The following is a 16,739-nucleotide window of genomic DNA, read 5'->3' as shown; positions in this document are numbered from 1 at the left end:
TGTTCAGGCGGCCCTCGTAACCTTGGGTGCGAGATGACGGGGATGGTCGCGTGGCGGACAGCCTGAACAGTGCCTACGGACTTCTGGTCGCGTTCTTCGGAGCGCGCGAAATCGACGGCATCGTCACCAGCCAGCGCAGCTTCGGTCTGCACCTGCTGCCGGACATCCAGGCTGCAGCTCTCGGAATGCTGTCGCGGCTCAATGTCGTGCGCACCGGTCTTCACCAACCTGAGCTGCGCGCGCCCCTGACGATCTCCAGCCTCCTGGTACGCTGTGGGGCGCGCCCGGTCGCGATCGCGCCCCTCCAGTTCCATGATTTCGATCTCGGCGATGCGGAGCCTTTCAAGGCGCTGAGCAATGCCTTGTGGCTGTTCCGGATCTCGAACCGTCCGGCGGCTGTCCTGCTCTCTCGGTCATCGTCCGCGCAGGAGGGGCGCGTCGTGCGGATCGAAGTAGCGACGCTGCCCGATGCGACGTCCGTCGGATTCGCCCGCGATTTTCTCTCGGCGATCCAGGACGCCGCGGCTGGATCGACGCGCTATCGTGGCAAGGTCGTTACGCTCGATCCCCCGTCGGAAGCGGGAATGCGTGTCCGCCGGTCGGCGTCGGTGACGCGGGCCCAGGTCATTCTCGACGACCCGACGATGGCGCGACTCAATCATCACGTCTTCGCATTCGATCGCCATCGCGGAGATCTCAGGCGGTTCGGGCAATCGACCTGCCGGGGCCTGCTGCTCTACGGACCTCCCGGTAACGGAAAGACCCACGTTACCCGCTACATCGCGTCGAACCTGCCCGATCGCACGACCGTCTTGGTGACGCCCGATGGTGGGCGCTGCCTGGGCGAGCAGTTGCAGCTTGCGCGGAGCTTCCAGCCCAGCCTCTTGGTCCTCGAGAACGTCGACCGGATCGGTCACGATCGACAGGCTCCCAAGGGCTCGACCGAGACGGGCGGACTTCAGAGCCTGCTGAGCGAGATGGAACGCCTCGAGGCCGACGCAGATATCCTGTTCCTCTTCACTGCGAATCATCCGCGAAATATCGACCCGGCTCTGATCTCACAGCCGGGGCGGATCGACGTGGCGATCGAGATTGCCTGCCCGGATGCCTCGTGCCGTGCCCGCCTGGTCACCCTGTACGGCACGTCCCTGATCTTCGACCCTGGGGCCCTTCCGGAAATCGTCGCGCGCACCGAGGGCGCAAGTGCGGCCTATCTGAAGGAAATGGTCTACCGGCTCGCCCTCGCAGCCTTGACCACCGAGATGGGGAATCGGATCACCCGCCGCAGCGTGGCCGTCGTCCTCGGCGAGGCGATCGACAGCCAGGCCCGCCTCGACCGGGGTGTGGTCGAACTCGCCGACGTTCCGGCGCGTCGGCCGGATCTGCGCATGGCGGCATCGGGCGGGCGAAGCGCCGATCTATGAGCCGGGTCGGCAATTGACCCTTGCACAGATCCACGCCCTGGTGTATCCGGCGTGCCTTCGCGACATTTGAGAGGGGTGCTCGCACCCTTCGTACGCGGCGGCCGCGCCGGTGTGTCAAACACCGATTGCGCGGTGCTTTACATGAGCCGGGGACATCAGATCCCCATCAGGCGTCGTCCGCCGGACAATACCGTCCGCGTGCGGAAACCCGCCTGAAACAAGGAAAGGTCACTGCCCGTGATCCAGATGCAGACGAATCTGGACGTCGCCGACAACTCTGGTGCGCGCCGCGTGATGTGCATCAAGGTTCTGGGCGGGTCGAAGCGTAAATACGCCGGTGTCGGCGACATCATCGTGGTCTCGGTCAAGGAAGCAATTCCCCGTGGTCGCGTGAAGAAGGGCGACGTCATGAAGGCGGTCGTCGTGCGCACCGCCAAGGAAGTGAAGCGTCCCGACGGTTCGGTGATCCGCTTCGACAAGAACGCAGCCGTTCTGATCAACAATCAGAAGGAGCCGATCGGTACCCGCATCTTCGGACCGGTGCCGCGCGAGTTGCGTGCCCGCAACCACATGAAGATCATCTCGCTCGCGCCGGAGGTGCTGTGATGGCCGCCAAGGTCAAGAAAGGCGACAAGGTCGTCGTCCTTACCGGTCGTGACAAGGGTCGCTCCGGCGAGGTCATCCAGGTGCTCCCGAAGGAAGATCGAGCGTTCGTTCGCGGCATCAACCTGGTGAAGAAGCACCAGAAGCAGACGCAGAACCAGGAAGGCGGCATCGTCTCCAAGGAAGCTGCGATTCACCTCTCCAACATCGCTGTCGCCGACCCGAAGGATGGTCAGCCCACGCGCGTTGGTTTCCGCATTCTCGACGACGGCCGCAAAGTCCGGTTCGCCAAGCGCTCGGGGGATCTGATCGATGGCTGAGAAGAACACTGACGGGTACACCCCGCGCCTGCGCAAGCATTACGACGAAGTGGTGCGCCAGAAGCTGATCGAAGAGTTCGGCTACAAGAACCCCATGCAGGTTCCGGTCATCGAGAAGATCGTGATCAACATGGGCGTCGGCGAGTCGACCGCCGATTCCAAGAAGGCCACCGTCGCTGCCGGCGACCTGGCGCTGATCGCCGGCCAGAAGCCGGTCATCACCCGGGCCCGCAAGGCCATCGCGACCTTCAAGGTCCGCGAAGGCATGCCGATCGGCTGCAAGGTCACGCTGCGCAAGCAGCGCATGTACGAGTTCATGGATCGCCTGATCACGATCGCGCTCCCGCGCGTCCGCGATTTCCGCGGCCTGAACCCGCGCTCCTTCGACGGCAACGGCAACTACGCCCTGGGACTGAAGGAGCACCTCGTGTTCCCGGAGATCTCGTACGACAAGGCCGAGGCCACCTGGGGCATGGACATCGTCATCCAGACGACCGCCCGCACCGATGCTGAGGCGCGCGCGCTCCTCACGCAGTTCCGATTCCCGTTCCGGCAGTGAGCCCCCGCTAGGGTCTCATACGCGGACACCGGAGAGAGAAATGGCAAAGAAAAGCTCGATCGAGAAGAACAAGCACCGCGAAGCGCTGGTGAAGCTCTACGCTCCCAAGCGCAAGGCGCTGCTTGCCACGGCGAATGACGAGTCCCTCGAGATGGAGGAGCGCTTCGAGGCGCGCCTCAAGCTCGCGGAACTGCCCCGCAACTCGTCCCCCACCCGCGTCCGCAACCGTTGCGGCATGACCGGCCGTCCGCGCGCCTTCTATCGCAAGATGGGCATCTCGCGCATCGCGCTGCGCGAACTCGGCAACCAGGGTCTGATCCCCGGTCTCGTCAAGTCGAGCTGGTAAGGAGCAACCACCATGGTCAACGATCCCGTGGGTGATATGCTCACCCGCATCCGCAACGGTCAGCAGCGTCGCCGCAACGTCGTCCAGACGCCCGGCTCCCGCCTGCGTGCCAGCGTGCTCGACGTCCTCAAGTCCGAGGGCTACATCCGCGACTACGCGACCACGGATTACGGCAATGGCCGGACCGAGTTCGCGATCGAGCTGAAGTACTACGACGGCCAGCCCGTCATCCGCTCGATCCAGCGCGTGTCGAAGCCTGGCCGCCGCGTCTACTCGTCGGTGGGCGAGCTGCCGCGCGTCGCCGACGGCCTCGGCGTCACCATCGTGTCCACCCCGCAGGGCGTCATGGCCGACCACGAGGCGCGCGAGCGCAACGTCGGCGGCGAAGTGCTCTGCAAGGTGTTCTGATCTCGGACTTGGAGGAATAAGGCGATGTCTCGCGTAGGCAAGAAGCCCGTTCCCGTCCCGTCCGGCGTGACGGCCACGGTGACCGGTCAAACGGTGAAGATGAAGGGCTCCAAGGGCGAGCTCCAGTACGTCGTTCCCAACGTGGTCGACGTGAAGTTCGAGGACGGCGCCGTCTCGGTGCAGCCCAAGAACCAGACCAAGGAGGCCCGCTCGCTCTGGGGCACCTCCCGCGCTCAGGTGGCGAACCTCGTCGAGGGCGTCTCCAAGGGCTTCGAGAAGAAGCTCGAGATCACCGGCGTGGGCTACCGCGCCGCGATGGCCGGCAAGGCTCTGAAGCTCTCGCTCGGCTACAGCCACGACATCGAGTACGAGATCCCGGCAGGGATCACGATCGCGGTGCCGAAGCCCACCGAGATCGTCATCTCCGGCATCGACCGGCAGGTGGTCGGCCAGGTGGCCGCCGAGATCCGCGACTATCGCGGCCCTGAGCCCTACAAGGGCAAGGGCGTGAAGTACGCGGGAGAGTTCATCTTCCGCAAGGAAGGCAAGAAGAAGTAAGGGCCGCCGAACATGTCACGCAAAATCGATGCACTCGACCGCCGCAAGGCGCGTGTGCGCCGCGCGCTGCGGGCGGCGGCCAATGGACGGCCCCGGCTCTCGGTGTTCCGTTCCTCGAAGCAGATCTACGTTCAGGTCATCGACGACGCGGCGGGCAAGACGCTCGCGTCGGCTTCGAGCCTCGAGAAGGATCTGCGCACCGATCTCAAGACCGGTGCCGACGTCTCGGCCGCCCAGGCCGTCGGCAAGCTCGTCGCCGAGCGCGCCAAGGCTGCAGGCGTCACCCAGGTGATCTTCGATCGCTCGGGCTACCTCTATCACGGGCGCGTCAAGGCGCTCGCCGACGCCGCCCGCGAGGGTGGCCTCGAGTTCTAAGACTGGCGGAGGAGGGCGGCGCAGGCCGCTCTCCGTTCCGGACGATTCAAGCGAGCGGGTCCGCCACCCGCGTCAGTGAGATGGATATTCAGTATGGCACGTGAACGTGAAGGCGGTGGCCGCGGCCGCCGCGATGAGCGCGAGGAGCGCGACAGCGAGTTCGTGGACAAGCTCGTCCACATCAACCGCGTCGCCAAGGTGGTGAAGGGCGGCCGTCGCTTCGGCTTCGCAGCCCTCGTCGTCGTCGGCGACCAGAAGGGCCGCGTCGGCTTCGGCCACGGCAAGGCCCGTGAGGTTCCCGAGGCGATCCGCAAGGCGACGGAAGCCGCCAAGCGTGGTCTGGTCCGCGTGGCGCTTCGCGAGGGCCGCACCCTGCACCACGACGTCTACGGTCGTCATGGCGCCGGCAAGGTCATCCTCCGCGCCGCTCCCCAGGGCACCGGTATCATCGCCGGCGGCCCGATGCGCGCCGTCTTCGAGACGCTGGGCATGCAGGACGTGGTGGCCAAGAGCCTCGGCTCCTCGAACCCCTACAACCTCGTGCGCGCCACCTTCGAGGCGCTCAAGAACGAGGACAGCCCGCGCTCCGTCGCGGCCCGTCGCGGTCTCAAGGTGTCGGCCCTCCAGGCCCGTCGCCGCGATGCCGATCCGTCCGACATGTCCGAAGCCGCCGTCGCGTAAGGGGAGGGTCCAATGGCACAGAAGACTCTCCGCATCGAGCAGATCGGTTCGCCGATCCGCCGCGAAGGCGACCAGCGCGCAACGCTGATCGGCCTCAAGCTCAACAAGCTGCACCGGGTTTCCGAGCTGGAGGATACCCCCTCCGTGCGCGGCATGATCCGCAAGGTGCAGCACCTCGTGCGCGTCCTTGGCGACGCGGCCTGAGGGAGGGCATCATGAAACTGAATGAACTCCGCGACAACGACGGCGCCACCAAGAACCGGATGCGCGTCGGACGGGGCATCGGCTCCGGCAAGGGCAAGACCGCAGGACGCGGCGTGAAGGGTCAGAAGGCCCGCACCGGCGTCTCCATCAAGGGCTTCGAGGGTGGCCAGATGCCGCTGCATCGTCGCCTTCCGAAGCGCGGCTTCAACAACCTGTACTCCACGGACCTGAACGAGGTGAACCTCGGCCGCGTCCAGCAGGCTGTCGATGCCGGCCGCATCGAGGCGGGCGCCACCGTCACCGTCGAGACCCTGATCGCCGCCGGCATCTGCGCCCGCGCCCGTGACGGCGTGAAGCTCCTCGGCGTCGGCGAGCTCACCACCAAGCTGACCTTCGAGGTCACTCGCGCGTCGAAGTCGGCGATCGAGGGTGTCGAGAAGGCTGGCGGCTCGGTCGCCGTGACGTATGGCGACGGCGTCTCCACCCGGGGCAAGCCCGCCCGCGTGGTTGCGTAGCCCAACGCCAGACTTTAAGTCGAAGCTCTGAGCGGCGGCCCGTGCAACCTCGCGCGTGGCCGCCGTATCAGTTTATGGGGAGCTTCGGCTCCCGTGCGGATCGATATCAGGAACCGGTGCCATGGCCTCAGCCGCCGAGCAGCTTGCCGCGAACCTCAATTTCGGGGCCATCGCCAAGGCCGACGAGCTCAAGAAGCGCATCTGGTTCACGCTGGGCGCGCTCATCGTGTTCCGTCTCGGGACCTATATCCCGATCCCGGGCATCGACCCGGGGCAGTTCGCGCGGAACTTCCAGCAGCAGTCGGGCGGCGTGCTCGGGCTGTTCAACATGTTCTCCGGCGGTGCCGTCGAGCGCATGGCGATCTTCGCGCTCAACATCATGCCGTACATCTCGGCCTCCATCATCATCCAGCTCCTGACCTCGGTGATTCCGAGCCTCGAGACGCTGAAGAAGGAGGGTGAATCGGGCCGCAAGGTCATCAACCAGTACACCCGCTACCTCACGGTGGTGCTGGCGCTGGTTCAGTCCTGGGGCATCGCCTTCGGCCTCCAGGGGTCGAGCGCCGCGATCGAACCTGGTCCGTTCTTCATCCTGTCCACGGTCATCACCCTGACCGGCGGTACGCTGTTCCTGATGTGGATCGGCGAGCAGATCACCTCGCGCGGCATCGGCAACGGCTCCTCGCTGATCATCTTCGCCGGCATCGTGGCCCACCTGCCGGTGGCGATCGTCGGGGCCCTGGAGCTCAGCCGCACCGGCGCGCTCTCCTCGGCCGTCATCCTCGGCATGGGCGTGGCCGCCGTCGCGCTCGTCTACTTCATCGTGTTCATGGAGCGCGCCCAGCGTCGGCTGCTGATCAACTATCCGAAGCGCCAGGTCGGCAACCGCATGTACGAGGGCCAGACCTCGTTCCTGCCGCTGAAGCTCAACACCGCCGGCGTCATCCCGCCGATCTTCGCCTCGTCGCTGCTGCTCCTGCCCGCCACCGTGGCGAGCTTCTCGGCCAACAACGGCGGCACCGGCGTCCTGGCGACGATCACGACCTATATCGGCCACGGCCGACCGCTCTACATGGTCCTCTACGCCGCCCTGATCATCTTCTTCGCGTTCTTCTACACCGCGGTGGTCTTCAACCCGGAGGAGACGGCCGACAATCTGAAGAAGCACGGCGGCTTCATTCCCGGCATCCGCCCGGGCGAGCGCACGGCGGCCTTCATCGACAAGGTTCTGACCCGCGTCACCCTGATCGGGGCGCTGTACCTGACTTTCGTCTGTCTGGTGCCCGAGATCCTGGCATCGTATTCCTCGGCGGCCATCGGCTTCGGCGGCACCTCCTTGCTCATCGTGGTCTCGGTGACGATGGATACGGTGGCGCAGATCCACGGGCACCTGATGGCCCATCAATACGAAGGCCTCGTCAAGAAGGCCAAGCTGCGTGGGGCGACCCGCCGACGTTGAGGGCGATGCGGTGCGGGCTTCAAGCGCACCGCAACCCTGGCTAGAATTCCGAGACCCGGCGTTTCGCAGGATCGCCGGATATCCAAGCAGAACGGACCTGAGGAAACGACACCATGCGCATCATCCTGCTTGGGCCGCCCGGCGCGGGGAAGGGGACGCAGTCCGAGCGGATCGTAGCACGCTACGGCATTCCTCAGCTCTCCACCGGCGACATGCTACGGGCGGCCGTCGCCGCCAGTACGCCGGTCGGCCTGCAGGCCAAGAGCGTGATGGAATCGGGTGGCCTGGTGTCCGACGCCATCGTGGTTGGGATCGTCGCTGACCGCATCGAAGAGGCGGATGCCAAGCCGGGCTTCATCCTCGACGGCTTCCCGCGCACGGTGGAGCAGGCGAAGGCCCTCGATGCCATGCTGTCGCAAAAGGGAATCGCCCTCGACACCGTCATCGAGTTCGTCGTTGACGAGGAGGCCCTGGTCGGCCGCATCGCCAAGCGTGCCGAGGAGACCGCAGCCCGCGGTCAGCCGGTGCGGAAGGACGACACGCCCGAGGTCTTCAAGACTCGCCTGGACGCCTATCGCAAGCAGACCGCGCCCCTGTCCGACTACTATGCCGGTACCGGGCTGCTGCAGACCATCGACGGCATGAAGCCGGTCGACGCCGTCACGGAGGATCTGGTGGCGATCCTCGACCGGCACACCGCTTCGGCGGAGTCCTGATCGGTCAAGCCGATGGTCCGGCCTCCGGCCCGCGACCTTTGCGGGTTGATTGAGTGAGCCGGGTTGACACATCCCCCGGCCCGCGCTAGTGGGCCGGTCTTCGTTCAGAGGAAGTGGGTCCGGATCGCCTCTCTTAGAGGTCGATGCGGGCCGATTTGTCGTTTTGGACGGCGCGCAGGGGCCGGTCTCCACCGGACGCGCGTGACACCCGGCCCGGCCTCAGGTCCGGCGCCCCATGGAGAGACACCTTGGCTCGTATCGCTGGCGTTAACATTCCGACCAACAAGCGCGTCGTCATCGCGCTGCAGTACATCCACGGCATCGGCCCCAAGAAGGCTGAAGAGATCACCGGCAAGGTCGGGATCCCGGCTGAGCGTCGTGTAAATCAGCTGACCGACGCCGAGGTGCTGTCGATCCGCGAGACCATCGACCGCGATTACATCGTCGAGGGCGATCTGCGCCGCGAAGTCTCGATGAACATCAAGCGCCTGATGGATCTCGGCTGCTACCGCGGCCTGCGCCATCGCCGCAACCTGCCGGTCCGCGGCCAGCGCACGCACACCAACGCGCGCACCCGCAAGGGCAAGTCCAAGCCGATCGCCGGCAAGAAGAAGTAATTCATCCGAACCGGGAGACCGTTCTTCGGGCGGTCTCCTGACGTCGGCGCCAGGATCCCTGTGCGCCCAGTCCTGCGTCGCGGCACGGTGATCCAAATCCGTGCCGCCGGCATCCGAGAAGACTCCCGAGCGCCTGGAATGACGGGCGCGCCTGAAGGACGAGAGAACACATGGCCAAGGAAACCACCCGCGTCCGTCGCCGCGAACGCAAGAACATCGTCTCGGGCGTCGCGCACGTGAACGCGTCGTTCAACAACACGATGGTCACCATCACCGACGCCCAGGGCAACACCATCTCATGGTCGTCCGCCGGTGCCATGGGCTTCAAGGGTTCGCGCAAGTCGACCCCCTACGCCGCCCAGGTTGCCGCTGAGGATGCCGCCCGCAAGGCTGCCGAGCACGGCATGCGCACCCTCGAGGTCGAGGTGTCCGGTCCGGGTTCGGGTCGTGAGTCGGCCCTGCGCGCGCTCCAGGCCGCCGGCTTCACCGTGACGTCGATCCGTGACGTGACGTCGATCCCGCACAACGGCTGCCGCCCGCGCAAGCGTCGTCGCGTCTGAGGCGCGACCAACGCGAACCTTTGGGGCCTGTTACGGAGACGCGCGTGTCGAATGCTCAGAATCCGCTTCCGGGTGTGCTGCGGTGGAGCTTGGGTGACCTGACGGTCACGGTGATGAATGACGGCTACCTTCAGGGTTCGCTGGATCTCGTCACCGGGATCGATCGTGCGGAGGCCGGCGCCTTACAGGCCGCCGGCTTTCGCGCGCAGGATCCCCGGATCACGCTCAACGCATTCCTGATCACGGGTCCGGGGCGCAAGCCGCTCCTCATCGACAGCGGGATGGGCCATTTCGGTGGCCCGTCCCTCGGTGGCGTTCCAGCGGCTCTCGCCGCGGCCGGCGTTTCGCCGGACAGCATCGAGACGGTCCTGCTCACGCATCTGCATCCCGACCATGCCGGCGGGCTGATCCGGGATGACGGTTCGGCGGCCTACCCGAATGCCGAACTCGTGGTTCATGCCGACGAAGCGGCGCACTGGCTCGACGACGGCGCGCTGTCACGGGCGCCGGACGGCGCGAAGCCCTATTTCGAGATGGCCCGCCAGGCGACCGCGCCTTACGGCGGACGTCTGCGGAGGATCACGAGCGGCAGCGTGGCAGCGGGGATCGAGGCAATTCCCCTGCCGGGCCATACGCCGGGTCATACCGGCTACCGCATCACGTCGGGCGACGCGTCGCTTTTGATGTGGGCGGACATCATTCACCTGCCGGCGATCCAGTTCAAGCAGCCGGAAGCCGGTATGGTCTTCGACGTCGACGGGGATCAGGCACGCGCCGTGCGTCGCCGGATGCTCGACGCCGTTTCGGGTGACCGAACCTTCGTGGCAGGTGCCCATCTGGAGTTTCCGGCCCTGGGCTACGTCGCCCGGGACGGGGCCGCCTACAGCTTCGTTCCGGAGCTCTGGGTCGCGGCCCAGTAACGGTCCGCGCCTGACGCGGACGCAACAGTTTCCAGCCCGCCGGGCGCCGATGGCGCGGTGTCGACGGGCAATGCGTGGACCACCCATGTGGCCCGCGCCGATCTTGCGAGAGGTAGCATCGTGGTCATTCAGAAGAACTGGCAAGAGCTCATCAAGCCGAACAAGCTCCAGGTCTCGACCGGGCACGACCCCAAGCGGGTCGCCACCGTCGTCGCCGAGCCCCTCGAGCGCGGCTTCGGCACCACGCTCGGCAACTCGCTCCGCCGCGTGCTGCTGTCCTCGCTCCAGGGCGCGGCCGTGACCTCGGTGCAGATCGACGGCGTGCTGCACGAATTCTCGTCGATCCCCGGCGTGCGCGAGGACGTCACCGACATCGTCCTCAACATCAAGACGATCGCCATCCGCTCGCAGACCGAGGCCCCCAAGCGCCTGACCCTGCGCAAGACCGGTCCCGGCGTCGTCACCGCCGGCGACATCGGCACGGTGGGCGACGTTCAGATCCTGAACCCCGACCTCGTGATCTGCACGCTGGATGACGGCGCCGAGATCCGGATGGAGTTCACGGTCGCCACCGGCAAGGGCTACGTCCCGGCCGAGCGGAACCGTCCCGAGGATGCGCCGATCGGCCTGATCCCGGTCGACGCCCTGTTCTCGCCCGTCACCAAGGTGTCCTACCGCATCGAGACCACCCGCGAGGGCCAGGATCTCGACAAGGACAAGCTGACGATGACGATCGAGACCAACGGCGCCGTGTCGCCGGAGGATGCCCTGGCCTACGCCGCGCGCATCATCCAGGACCAGCTCCAGGTGTTCGTGAACTTCGAGGAGCCCCGCAAGGAGGAGGCGCAACCGCTCGCGCCGCAGCTCCCCTTCAACCCGGCCCTGCTCAAGAAGGTCGACGAGCTCGAGCTCTCGGTGCGTTCGGCGAACTGCCTGAAGAACGACAACATCGTCTACATCGGCGACCTCATCCAGAAGTCCGAGGGCGAGATGCTGCGCACCCCGAACTTCGGCCGCAAGTCGCTCAACGAGATCAAGGAAGTGCTGGCCGCGATGGGCCTCCACCTCGGCATGGACATCCCCGGCTGGCCGCCGGAGAACATCGAGGACCTCGCCAAGCGCTTCGAAGAGCACTACTAGGCGCACGGCGCATCCGCCCCAGCCGGATGCGGCGATGGCCTCGTGCCGTTGCCGCGTCCGGCTGGCATTGCGGGGGGTCCGCGCGACGCGGACGCCCAGAACGAATCCCGCCGCGGGGTCATGCGGAATGAACAGCCCCGAAGACCATTTCGGAGGGGCGCTTGGCCGTACCGTGGCACGGCGGCCATCAACCAAGGATAGCCATCATGCGTCATGGATTTCGCGGTCGTCGTTTCAACCGCACCACCGAGCACCGCAAGGCGATGTTCGCGAACATGTCGGCCGCGCTGATCAAGCACGAGCAGATCGTCACCACCCTGCCGAAGGCCAAGGATCTGCGTCCGGTCATCGAGAAGCTGATCACCCTCGGCAAGACCGACAGCCTGCACGCCCGCCGCCTCGCCATGTCGCAGATCCGCGACGAGGCCATGGTCCGCAAGCTCTTCGCCGTGATCGGCCCGCGCTACAACACCCGTCCGGGCGGCTACTGCCGCATCATGAAGGCCGGCTTCCGCTACGGCGACAACGCCCCCCTGGCGGTCATCGAGTTCGTCGATCGTGACGTCGACGCGCGCGGTAAGGATTCCGGCCCTGTGTTGGTGGACGACGCGGCGTAAGCCTCGCCTCCAACCGACGATGAAGAAGGCGGCCTCCGGGCCGCCTTTTTTGTTGGCCGGAATGGGCCCGCGCTAGAGCGATTTCCCGCCGCAAGGTCCAACGCGTCAGGCGGCCCGGTCGAGGAGCCGCGAGACTTCCGCTGCAAGATCAGCGGATTCGAAGGGCTTGCGCAGCACCGGGAGGTCAGGCGGGATCGGGATCGCCTCGGCATGGCCGGTGACGATCAGCACGGGCACGTCGGACCAGCGCGCACGCACGATCTCGGCGAACTCCACGCCGGTCATGCCCGGCATCGCCAGATCGGCGACGACGAGGTCGAAGGTCCCCTGTTCCATCAGCGACAGGGCGGTGGAGCCGTCGCTGGCCTCGCGCTCGCTGTAGCCGAAGCTCGACAGGAACGAGGCCGTCACGTGCCGGACCTCTGGGTCGTCGTCGACGACGAGGATGCGCGCCGCTCGGGCGGTGGGCAGCGCGGCGCCCGGCACCGCGACCTCGTCGAGATCTGTGGCTTCGACCCGCGGTAAGATGATCTGAACGCGGGTGCCTTCACCCGGTGCACTCTCGATGCGCAGCCGCCCGTGGGATTGCTGGGCGAGGCCGAAGACCATGGCGAGGCCGAGGCCCGTCCCCTGGCCCACCGCCTTGGTGGTGAAGAATGGCTCGCAGACCCGCGTGAGGATCTCCGGGGCGATGCCACTGCCTGCATCGCTGATCTCGACGGACAAATAGGCGCCGGTCGGCAAGTCCGGATCGTCGTCCAGCGCGAAGCTGCGGGTTGCGACGACGATGCGGCCACCTTCCGGCATGGCGTCGCGGGCATTGATGCAGAGGTTGAGGATCGCGAGTTCGAGTTGGTCCGGATCGACGCAGGCGGCCGGTGCCTCGGGGGCGAGGGTCGTCTCGACGGTGACGAGACCGCCGAGGCTGCCCCCCAGCAGATCATGCATCCCGGTGATGAGTCCGTTCACGTCGACGGCGCGGGGGCGCAGGTCGCGGGAGCGGCTGAAGCTGAGGAGGCGCTTGGTCAGGGAGGCGCCGCGCTGGGCCGCCTGCATCGCGTTGCCGACGAGGCGCTGGACCCGTGGCTGGTCGGCGACCTTCGGCGCCACGAGTTCGAGGCTGCCGAGGATCGCCATCAGCAGGTTGTTGAAGTCGTGGGCGATGCCGCCGGCCAGGGTCCCCAACGCCTGCATCTTGTCCGACTGCCGAAGGCGCGCCTCCAGGGACTTCTGGTCGGTGACGTCGCGCTCGATGGTGGCAAGGTGGGTGATCTCGCCCGCCGCGTCGCGGATCGGCACGCGGGTCACGTGGCGCCAGCGCTCGGCTCCGGTCGCCCCCTCGGCGACCAGGCTGTCGCTCAGCTCGCCGGTGGCGATCACGGCGGCATCCGCACTGCGGATGGCCGCGCCGTCGCCCAGGATCGCATCCTCGGTGCGTCCGAGGCAGCCGGCGACGTCTCCACCGAGACCCGCGGCCTTGCGGGCGTTGAGGCGCACGAAGCGCCCCTCCGCATCCTTGAAGGAGATCGCATCCTCGGCATTGTCCAGGAGGCCGCGCAGCAGCGCCCGCTCCGTCGAGAGGTCCCGTCCGAGCTGATGCCGCTCGAAGGCTTGGCGCACGGTGTTGCGCAGCAGGTTCGCATCCCAGGGCTTGGTGGCGTAGCCGGTAATGCCGCCCTGGTTCAGGGCCGCCACCACCGCGCTCATGTCGGCGTAGCCGGTGAGCAGGATAGCCTGGGCGTCGTGAACCTTACGTGCCTCGGCCAGCATGGCGTCGCCAGTCATGCCCGGCATGCGCTGATCCGAGAGGATCACGGCGATGTCCGGGTTGCCGGCCAGGATCTGCAGCGCCTCGGCCGGCTTCGTCGTGGTGAGAACGCGGTACTGGTCCTCGAAGAGGTCCTCGAGGGCGATGAGGATGTCGGGTTCGTCGTCGACGGCGAGGATCGTGCCCTGTGACATGCTCAACCCGTCTGCCGTGGGATGCCGATGACGAAACAGGCCCCACCTCCGGGAGCGGCCTCGACGCTGAGCGTGCCGCTATGCGCCTGCACGACACTGTAGGCAATCGCGAGGCCGAGGCCTGTGCCGGACCCGACGGGTTTCGTGGTGAAGAACGGCTCGAAGATCTTCTCGCGCAGCGTCTCGGGGATGCCGGGGCCGGTGTCGCTGATCCGGATGATGTCGGTGTCGGGGAGGCCGCGGGTCTCGATGGTGATGGTACCGGACTCGGGCATCGCGTCCGCGGCATTGCCGAGGATGTTCATGACGACCTGGTTCAGGAGGGCGGGCGTGCAATGGATCTCCGGCCGGCCCGAGAAATCCCGCAGCACCGCGATCCGGTCGCCGAGCTTGTGCTGGATCAAGGCGAGCACCGTCTCGATCGCCTCGGGCACGTGGACCAGGGTGCGCTCGCCCTCGTCGAGGCGGGAGAACTTGCGCAGGTTGAGGACGAGGTCCTGGATGCGAGTCAGGCCCATGCGCATGGCCCCAACCCGGTCGCCGCACTTCCTGAGCCGGCGCGGGCTGTCGGGCGAATCCGGCGCCGCCGCGACCTCGCCGAGGATGCGCTCCACCGTGCCCTGGTGAGCGAGGATGAAGGCGAGGGGGTTGTTGATCTCGTGGGCGATGCCAGCCACCAGTTCGCCGAGGGAGGCCATCTTGGCCGCCTGGACGAGCTTGGCCTGCGCGTCGGTGAGCTTGCGGTTGGCGGTGGCGAGGTCCGCGTTGGCCTGCTCCAGGGCCCCAGCCAGGGCAGCACGTGCCTCCGCCGCCTCGGCCTCGGCCCGGGCCCGCTCCAGGGCCCGTTCACGGGCGCCGAATTCGCCCGCGATGCGGCGATTGTCCTCTTCCAAGAGCTTGCGGCGCACGAGGCTGCGCACCCGCATCACCAGGATCTCGCCGTCGGATTTCGAGACCACGTCATCGGCGCCCGCGGCGAAGGCCTCCACAAGGAAGTCCTTGGCCGGGTTGGAGCCCGCGATGCCGACCACCTGAAAGGTGGGGGCGCCGGCCTCCCGGCCCGCGAGTCCGGCATTGCGGTGGTCGCTGATCGCCCGGCAGAGGGCGAGGCCGTCATAGGTCGTGGCGAGAAGGTCGATCGTCACGCAGTCGAAGGCAGCGCCCTCTGCCTCCAGAGCCGCGATGGCGGCCGCGTGGCTGTCCGCGGTGGTGACCTCCTGCCCCTCATGGGCGAGGAGCCCGGCGAGGAAAGTCCGGTAGGTGGCGCTGGCATCGACCACGAGGACCCGCCCCCGGCGGAAGGCGGAGACGCCGGGCCCGTCGCTGCCGCCCATGCGCTCGCGCAGGAGAGCCCGGATGCGCAGCACGAGGAGGTCGCGATCGGCGGATTTCGCCACGTAGGCATCGGCGCCGCTCTCCAGGCCCTGGCGCTCGCCGTCGCGGGCGCCGGTGAGCATCAGGAGGGGGAGGGCGCGGGTGCGGAGCGAGAGCCGGAGCTGGCGGGCGAACTCGTCGCCGTTCATGCCGGGAAGATGATGGTCCGCCACCACGAGATCGGGCAGGCGGGTGTTGAGATGGTCGAGGGCCGCCTCGGCGGTGGCGCAGCGCTCGACCGCGAAGCCCTTCGACTCGAGCAGGAGCCGCAGTTCCAGGGCCTGGGTCTCGGAATCCTCGACGAGGAGGAGGCGGGGCGGGATGGCCTCGGTCACGGCGCGGCCTCCGCGACGCGGGCGAGATGGGCGGCGATCCGGTCCAGGGGCAGCACGGTACCGGCGGCCGCGAGGCGGATCGCGGCGGCCGGCATGCCGAACACCACTGCGGTGCTCTCGTCCTCGGCGACGGTGAGCCCTCCGGCCCGGCGCATGTCGAGGAGGCCGAGGGCTCCGTCCTCGCCCATCCCGGTGAGCAGGACGCCGATGCCGCGGGCCCCGGCATACCGGGCGACCGAGCGGAACAGTGCGGTAGCGGCCGGGCGCTGGCCACCCACGGGAGCGGCATCGGTGATGCGCAGGTGGCCGCCGCCGCCGAGCTCCAGGTGCCGGTCCCCCGGAGCCACGTAGACGCGGCCAGCCTCGGCCCGCTCACCCTCGCGGGCCAGGGAGACCGGCAGCCCGACGACCCCGTTCAGCCAAGTGGCGAACCCCTCCATGAAGGCGGGACCCATGTGTTGGACGACCAGGACCGGAATGGGGAAACTTGCCGGCAGCGCTCCGATGACCCGGGCGAGGGCCGGCGGGCCACCGGTCGATGCGGCGATGGCCAGGACGCTGGCGGATTCGGGCACCTTGAGGGCGGCGGCCAACGGCGGCGGCGCAGCGACGCGACCGGCCCATTCCGAACCGATCGGCCGGCGCCGGATCACCGGCACGGCGGCCATGATGCGCAGCTGCGTGCAGATCTCGCTGGCAGCGGCGTCGTAGCCGGCATTGGTGGTGGCCACCGGCTTCTCCACCACCGAAAGCGCCCCGGCCCGCAGGGCGTTCATTGAGATGCGCAGAGAGGAATCCTCGATCGCGTCGGCGATGACCACGATCGGGGTCGGGCGCTCGGCCATGATCCGCCGCGTCGTCTCCAGGCCATCGATTCCCGGCAAACGGATGTCCATCGAAACGACGTCCGGGCGGACCTGGCCGATCGTCGCCAGAGCCTCCTCGCCGGAGGCCACGGCCGCCACGACTTCCAGTCGCGGATCCCGGCCGACGATATGGATCAGCAGCTGGCGCACCACGAGGGAATCCTCGACCAGCATCACCCG

The 16,739-nt window shown here is 67.4% G+C and carries 21 protein-coding genes; 18 read left to right on the top strand and 3 right to left on the bottom strand.

Annotated features, from left to right (window positions below; all coding sequences use genetic code 11):
* The first annotated feature begins 50 nt into the window (after positions 1-50).
* From AC0IY1_RS07880 to rplQ, 18 genes are all read left to right on the top strand, one after another.
* Positions 51-1,424, top strand: a complete 1,374-nt coding sequence (locus AC0IY1_RS07880; RefSeq protein ID WP_471768795.1) for an AAA family ATPase — start codon at positions 51-53, stop codon at positions 1,422-1,424.
* Positions 1,425-1,661: 237 nt separating this feature from the next.
* Entirely contained in the window at positions 1,662-2,030 is a 369-nt protein-coding gene (gene rplN, locus AC0IY1_RS07875; RefSeq protein WP_055949294.1) for a 50S ribosomal protein L14, read from the top strand.
* Positions 2,030-2,347: a 50S ribosomal protein L24 gene (gene rplX, locus AC0IY1_RS07870; protein WP_055949297.1), complete on the top strand. Its 318-nt coding sequence runs from the start codon at positions 2,030-2,032 to the stop codon at positions 2,345-2,347. The genes rplN and rplX overlap by 1 nt, the downstream gene beginning before the upstream one ends.
* Positions 2,340-2,906, top strand: a complete 567-nt coding sequence (gene rplE / locus AC0IY1_RS07865; RefSeq protein WP_055949300.1) for a 50S ribosomal protein L5 — start codon at positions 2,340-2,342, stop codon at positions 2,904-2,906. The genes rplX and rplE overlap by 8 nt, the downstream gene beginning before the upstream one ends.
* 40 nt (positions 2,907-2,946) lie before the next feature.
* Positions 2,947-3,252, top strand: coding sequence for a 30S ribosomal protein S14 (gene rpsN / locus AC0IY1_RS07860; RefSeq protein ID WP_055949303.1), 306 nt, complete (start codon positions 2,947-2,949; stop codon positions 3,250-3,252).
* Between the two features lie 12 nt (positions 3,253-3,264).
* A complete protein-coding gene (gene rpsH, locus AC0IY1_RS07855; protein ID WP_055881679.1) occupies positions 3,265-3,660 on the top strand; it encodes a 30S ribosomal protein S8 in 396 nt (131 codons plus the stop codon).
* Positions 3,661-3,684: 24 nt separating this feature from the next.
* Entirely contained in the window at positions 3,685-4,218 is a 534-nt protein-coding gene (gene rplF, locus AC0IY1_RS07850; protein ID WP_055949306.1) for a 50S ribosomal protein L6, read from the top strand.
* Positions 4,219-4,230: 12 nt separating this feature from the next.
* The gene (gene rplR / locus AC0IY1_RS07845) at positions 4,231-4,593 is read left to right on the top strand and encodes a 50S ribosomal protein L18 (protein ID WP_055949309.1); all 363 of its coding nucleotides are present in this window, start codon (positions 4,231-4,233) and stop codon (positions 4,591-4,593) included.
* A 93-nt stretch (positions 4,594-4,686) separates the two neighbouring features.
* Complete coding sequence (gene rpsE, locus AC0IY1_RS07840) at positions 4,687-5,274, top strand: 30S ribosomal protein S5 (protein ID WP_055949312.1); 588 nt, start codon at positions 4,687-4,689, stop codon at positions 5,272-5,274.
* Between the two features lie 12 nt (positions 5,275-5,286).
* Positions 5,287-5,478, top strand: a complete 192-nt coding sequence (gene rpmD / locus AC0IY1_RS07835; protein WP_055949314.1) for a 50S ribosomal protein L30 — start codon at positions 5,287-5,289, stop codon at positions 5,476-5,478.
* Positions 5,479-5,489: 11 nt separating this feature from the next.
* A complete protein-coding gene (rplO, locus tag AC0IY1_RS07830) occupies positions 5,490-5,993 on the top strand; it encodes a 50S ribosomal protein L15 (RefSeq protein WP_055949317.1) in 504 nt (167 codons plus the stop codon).
* 121 nt (positions 5,994-6,114) lie between these two features.
* Positions 6,115-7,452: a preprotein translocase subunit SecY gene (gene secY / locus AC0IY1_RS07825; RefSeq protein WP_471768794.1), complete on the top strand. Its 1,338-nt coding sequence runs from the start codon at positions 6,115-6,117 to the stop codon at positions 7,450-7,452.
* A 113-nt stretch (positions 7,453-7,565) separates the two neighbouring features.
* On the top strand, positions 7,566-8,168 hold the full coding sequence (locus tag AC0IY1_RS07820; RefSeq protein WP_471768793.1) for an adenylate kinase: 603 nt from the start codon (positions 7,566-7,568) through the stop codon (positions 8,166-8,168).
* Between the two features lie 248 nt (positions 8,169-8,416).
* Positions 8,417-8,785, top strand: coding sequence for a 30S ribosomal protein S13 (gene rpsM / locus AC0IY1_RS07815; protein WP_019904471.1), 369 nt, complete (start codon positions 8,417-8,419; stop codon positions 8,783-8,785).
* Positions 8,786-8,955: 170 nt separating this feature from the next.
* The gene (gene rpsK, locus AC0IY1_RS07810) at positions 8,956-9,345 is read left to right on the top strand and encodes a 30S ribosomal protein S11 (RefSeq protein WP_055949325.1); all 390 of its coding nucleotides are present in this window, start codon (positions 8,956-8,958) and stop codon (positions 9,343-9,345) included.
* Positions 9,346-9,389: 44 nt separating this feature from the next.
* Positions 9,390-10,265, top strand: coding sequence for an MBL fold metallo-hydrolase (locus AC0IY1_RS07805; protein ID WP_471768792.1), 876 nt, complete (start codon positions 9,390-9,392; stop codon positions 10,263-10,265).
* Between the two features lie 120 nt (positions 10,266-10,385).
* Positions 10,386-11,405, top strand: coding sequence for a DNA-directed RNA polymerase subunit alpha (locus tag AC0IY1_RS07800; RefSeq protein WP_055949333.1), 1,020 nt, complete (start codon positions 10,386-10,388; stop codon positions 11,403-11,405).
* Positions 11,406-11,611: 206 nt separating this feature from the next.
* On the top strand, positions 11,612-12,022 hold the full coding sequence (gene rplQ, locus AC0IY1_RS07795) for a 50S ribosomal protein L17 (protein WP_055949338.1): 411 nt from the start codon (positions 11,612-11,614) through the stop codon (positions 12,020-12,022).
* 105 nt (positions 12,023-12,127) lie between these two features.
* On the opposite strand, the gene AC0IY1_RS07790 is transcribed toward rplQ, so the two are convergent.
* The 3 genes from AC0IY1_RS07790 to cheB are packed head-to-tail and all read right to left on the bottom strand — an operon-like array spanning position 12,128 to position 16,733.
* Positions 12,128-13,984, bottom strand: a complete 1,857-nt coding sequence (locus tag AC0IY1_RS07790) for a response regulator (protein WP_471768791.1) — start codon at positions 13,982-13,984, stop codon at positions 12,128-12,130.
* Positions 13,985-13,986: 2 nt separating this feature from the next.
* On the bottom strand, positions 13,987-15,693 hold the full coding sequence (locus tag AC0IY1_RS07785) for a response regulator (RefSeq protein WP_103710246.1): 1,707 nt from the start codon (positions 15,691-15,693) through the stop codon (positions 13,987-13,989).
* Positions 15,690-16,733 carry a chemotaxis-specific protein-glutamate methyltransferase CheB gene (gene cheB, locus AC0IY1_RS07780; protein ID WP_103710245.1) on the bottom strand — a complete coding sequence of 348 codons (1,044 nt, stop codon included), beginning with the start codon at positions 16,731-16,733 and terminating at the stop codon, positions 15,690-15,692. Before cheB ends, AC0IY1_RS07785 begins: the two co-directional genes overlap by 4 nt.
* Between the last annotated feature and the right edge of the window lie 6 nt (positions 16,734-16,739).

The organism is Methylobacterium sp. AC690 (assembly GCF_979256535.1).
The sequence above is the reverse complement of the archived record's forward strand: the minus strand, read 5'-3'. Positions and strand labels throughout refer to the sequence as shown.

Excerpts from the sequence above, each read along its gene's own strand:
- rplX (WP_055949297.1), top strand. The coding sequence starts at position 2,030 with ATGGCCGCCAAGGTCAAGAAAGGCGACAAGGTCGTCGTCCTTACCGGT.
- rplE (WP_055949300.1), top strand. The coding sequence starts at position 2,340 with ATGGCTGAGAAGAACACTGACGGGTACACCCCGCGCCTGCGCAAGCAT.
- rpsN (WP_055949303.1), top strand. The coding sequence starts at position 2,947 with ATGGCAAAGAAAAGCTCGATCGAGAAGAACAAGCACCGCGAAGCGCTG.
- rpsH (WP_055881679.1), top strand. The coding sequence starts at position 3,265 with ATGGTCAACGATCCCGTGGGTGATATGCTCACCCGCATCCGCAACGGT.
- rplF (WP_055949306.1), top strand. The coding sequence starts at position 3,685 with ATGTCTCGCGTAGGCAAGAAGCCCGTTCCCGTCCCGTCCGGCGTGACG.
- rplR (WP_055949309.1), top strand. The coding sequence starts at position 4,231 with ATGTCACGCAAAATCGATGCACTCGACCGCCGCAAGGCGCGTGTGCGC.
- rpsE (WP_055949312.1), top strand. The coding sequence starts at position 4,687 with ATGGCACGTGAACGTGAAGGCGGTGGCCGCGGCCGCCGCGATGAGCGC.
- rpmD (WP_055949314.1), top strand. The coding sequence starts at position 5,287 with ATGGCACAGAAGACTCTCCGCATCGAGCAGATCGGTTCGCCGATCCGC.
- rplO (WP_055949317.1), top strand. The coding sequence starts at position 5,490 with ATGAAACTGAATGAACTCCGCGACAACGACGGCGCCACCAAGAACCGG.
- secY (WP_471768794.1), top strand. The coding sequence starts at position 6,115 with ATGGCCTCAGCCGCCGAGCAGCTTGCCGCGAACCTCAATTTCGGGGCC.
- AC0IY1_RS07820 (WP_471768793.1), top strand. The coding sequence starts at position 7,566 with ATGCGCATCATCCTGCTTGGGCCGCCCGGCGCGGGGAAGGGGACGCAG.
- rpsK (WP_055949325.1), top strand. The coding sequence starts at position 8,956 with ATGGCCAAGGAAACCACCCGCGTCCGTCGCCGCGAACGCAAGAACATC.
- rplQ (WP_055949338.1), top strand. The coding sequence starts at position 11,612 with ATGCGTCATGGATTTCGCGGTCGTCGTTTCAACCGCACCACCGAGCAC.
- AC0IY1_RS07790 (WP_471768791.1), bottom strand. The coding sequence starts at position 13,984 with ATGTCACAGGGCACGATCCTCGCCGTCGACGACGAACCCGACATCCTC.
- cheB (WP_103710245.1), bottom strand. The coding sequence starts at position 16,733 with ATGCTGGTCGAGGATTCCCTCGTGGTGCGCCAGCTGCTGATCCATATC.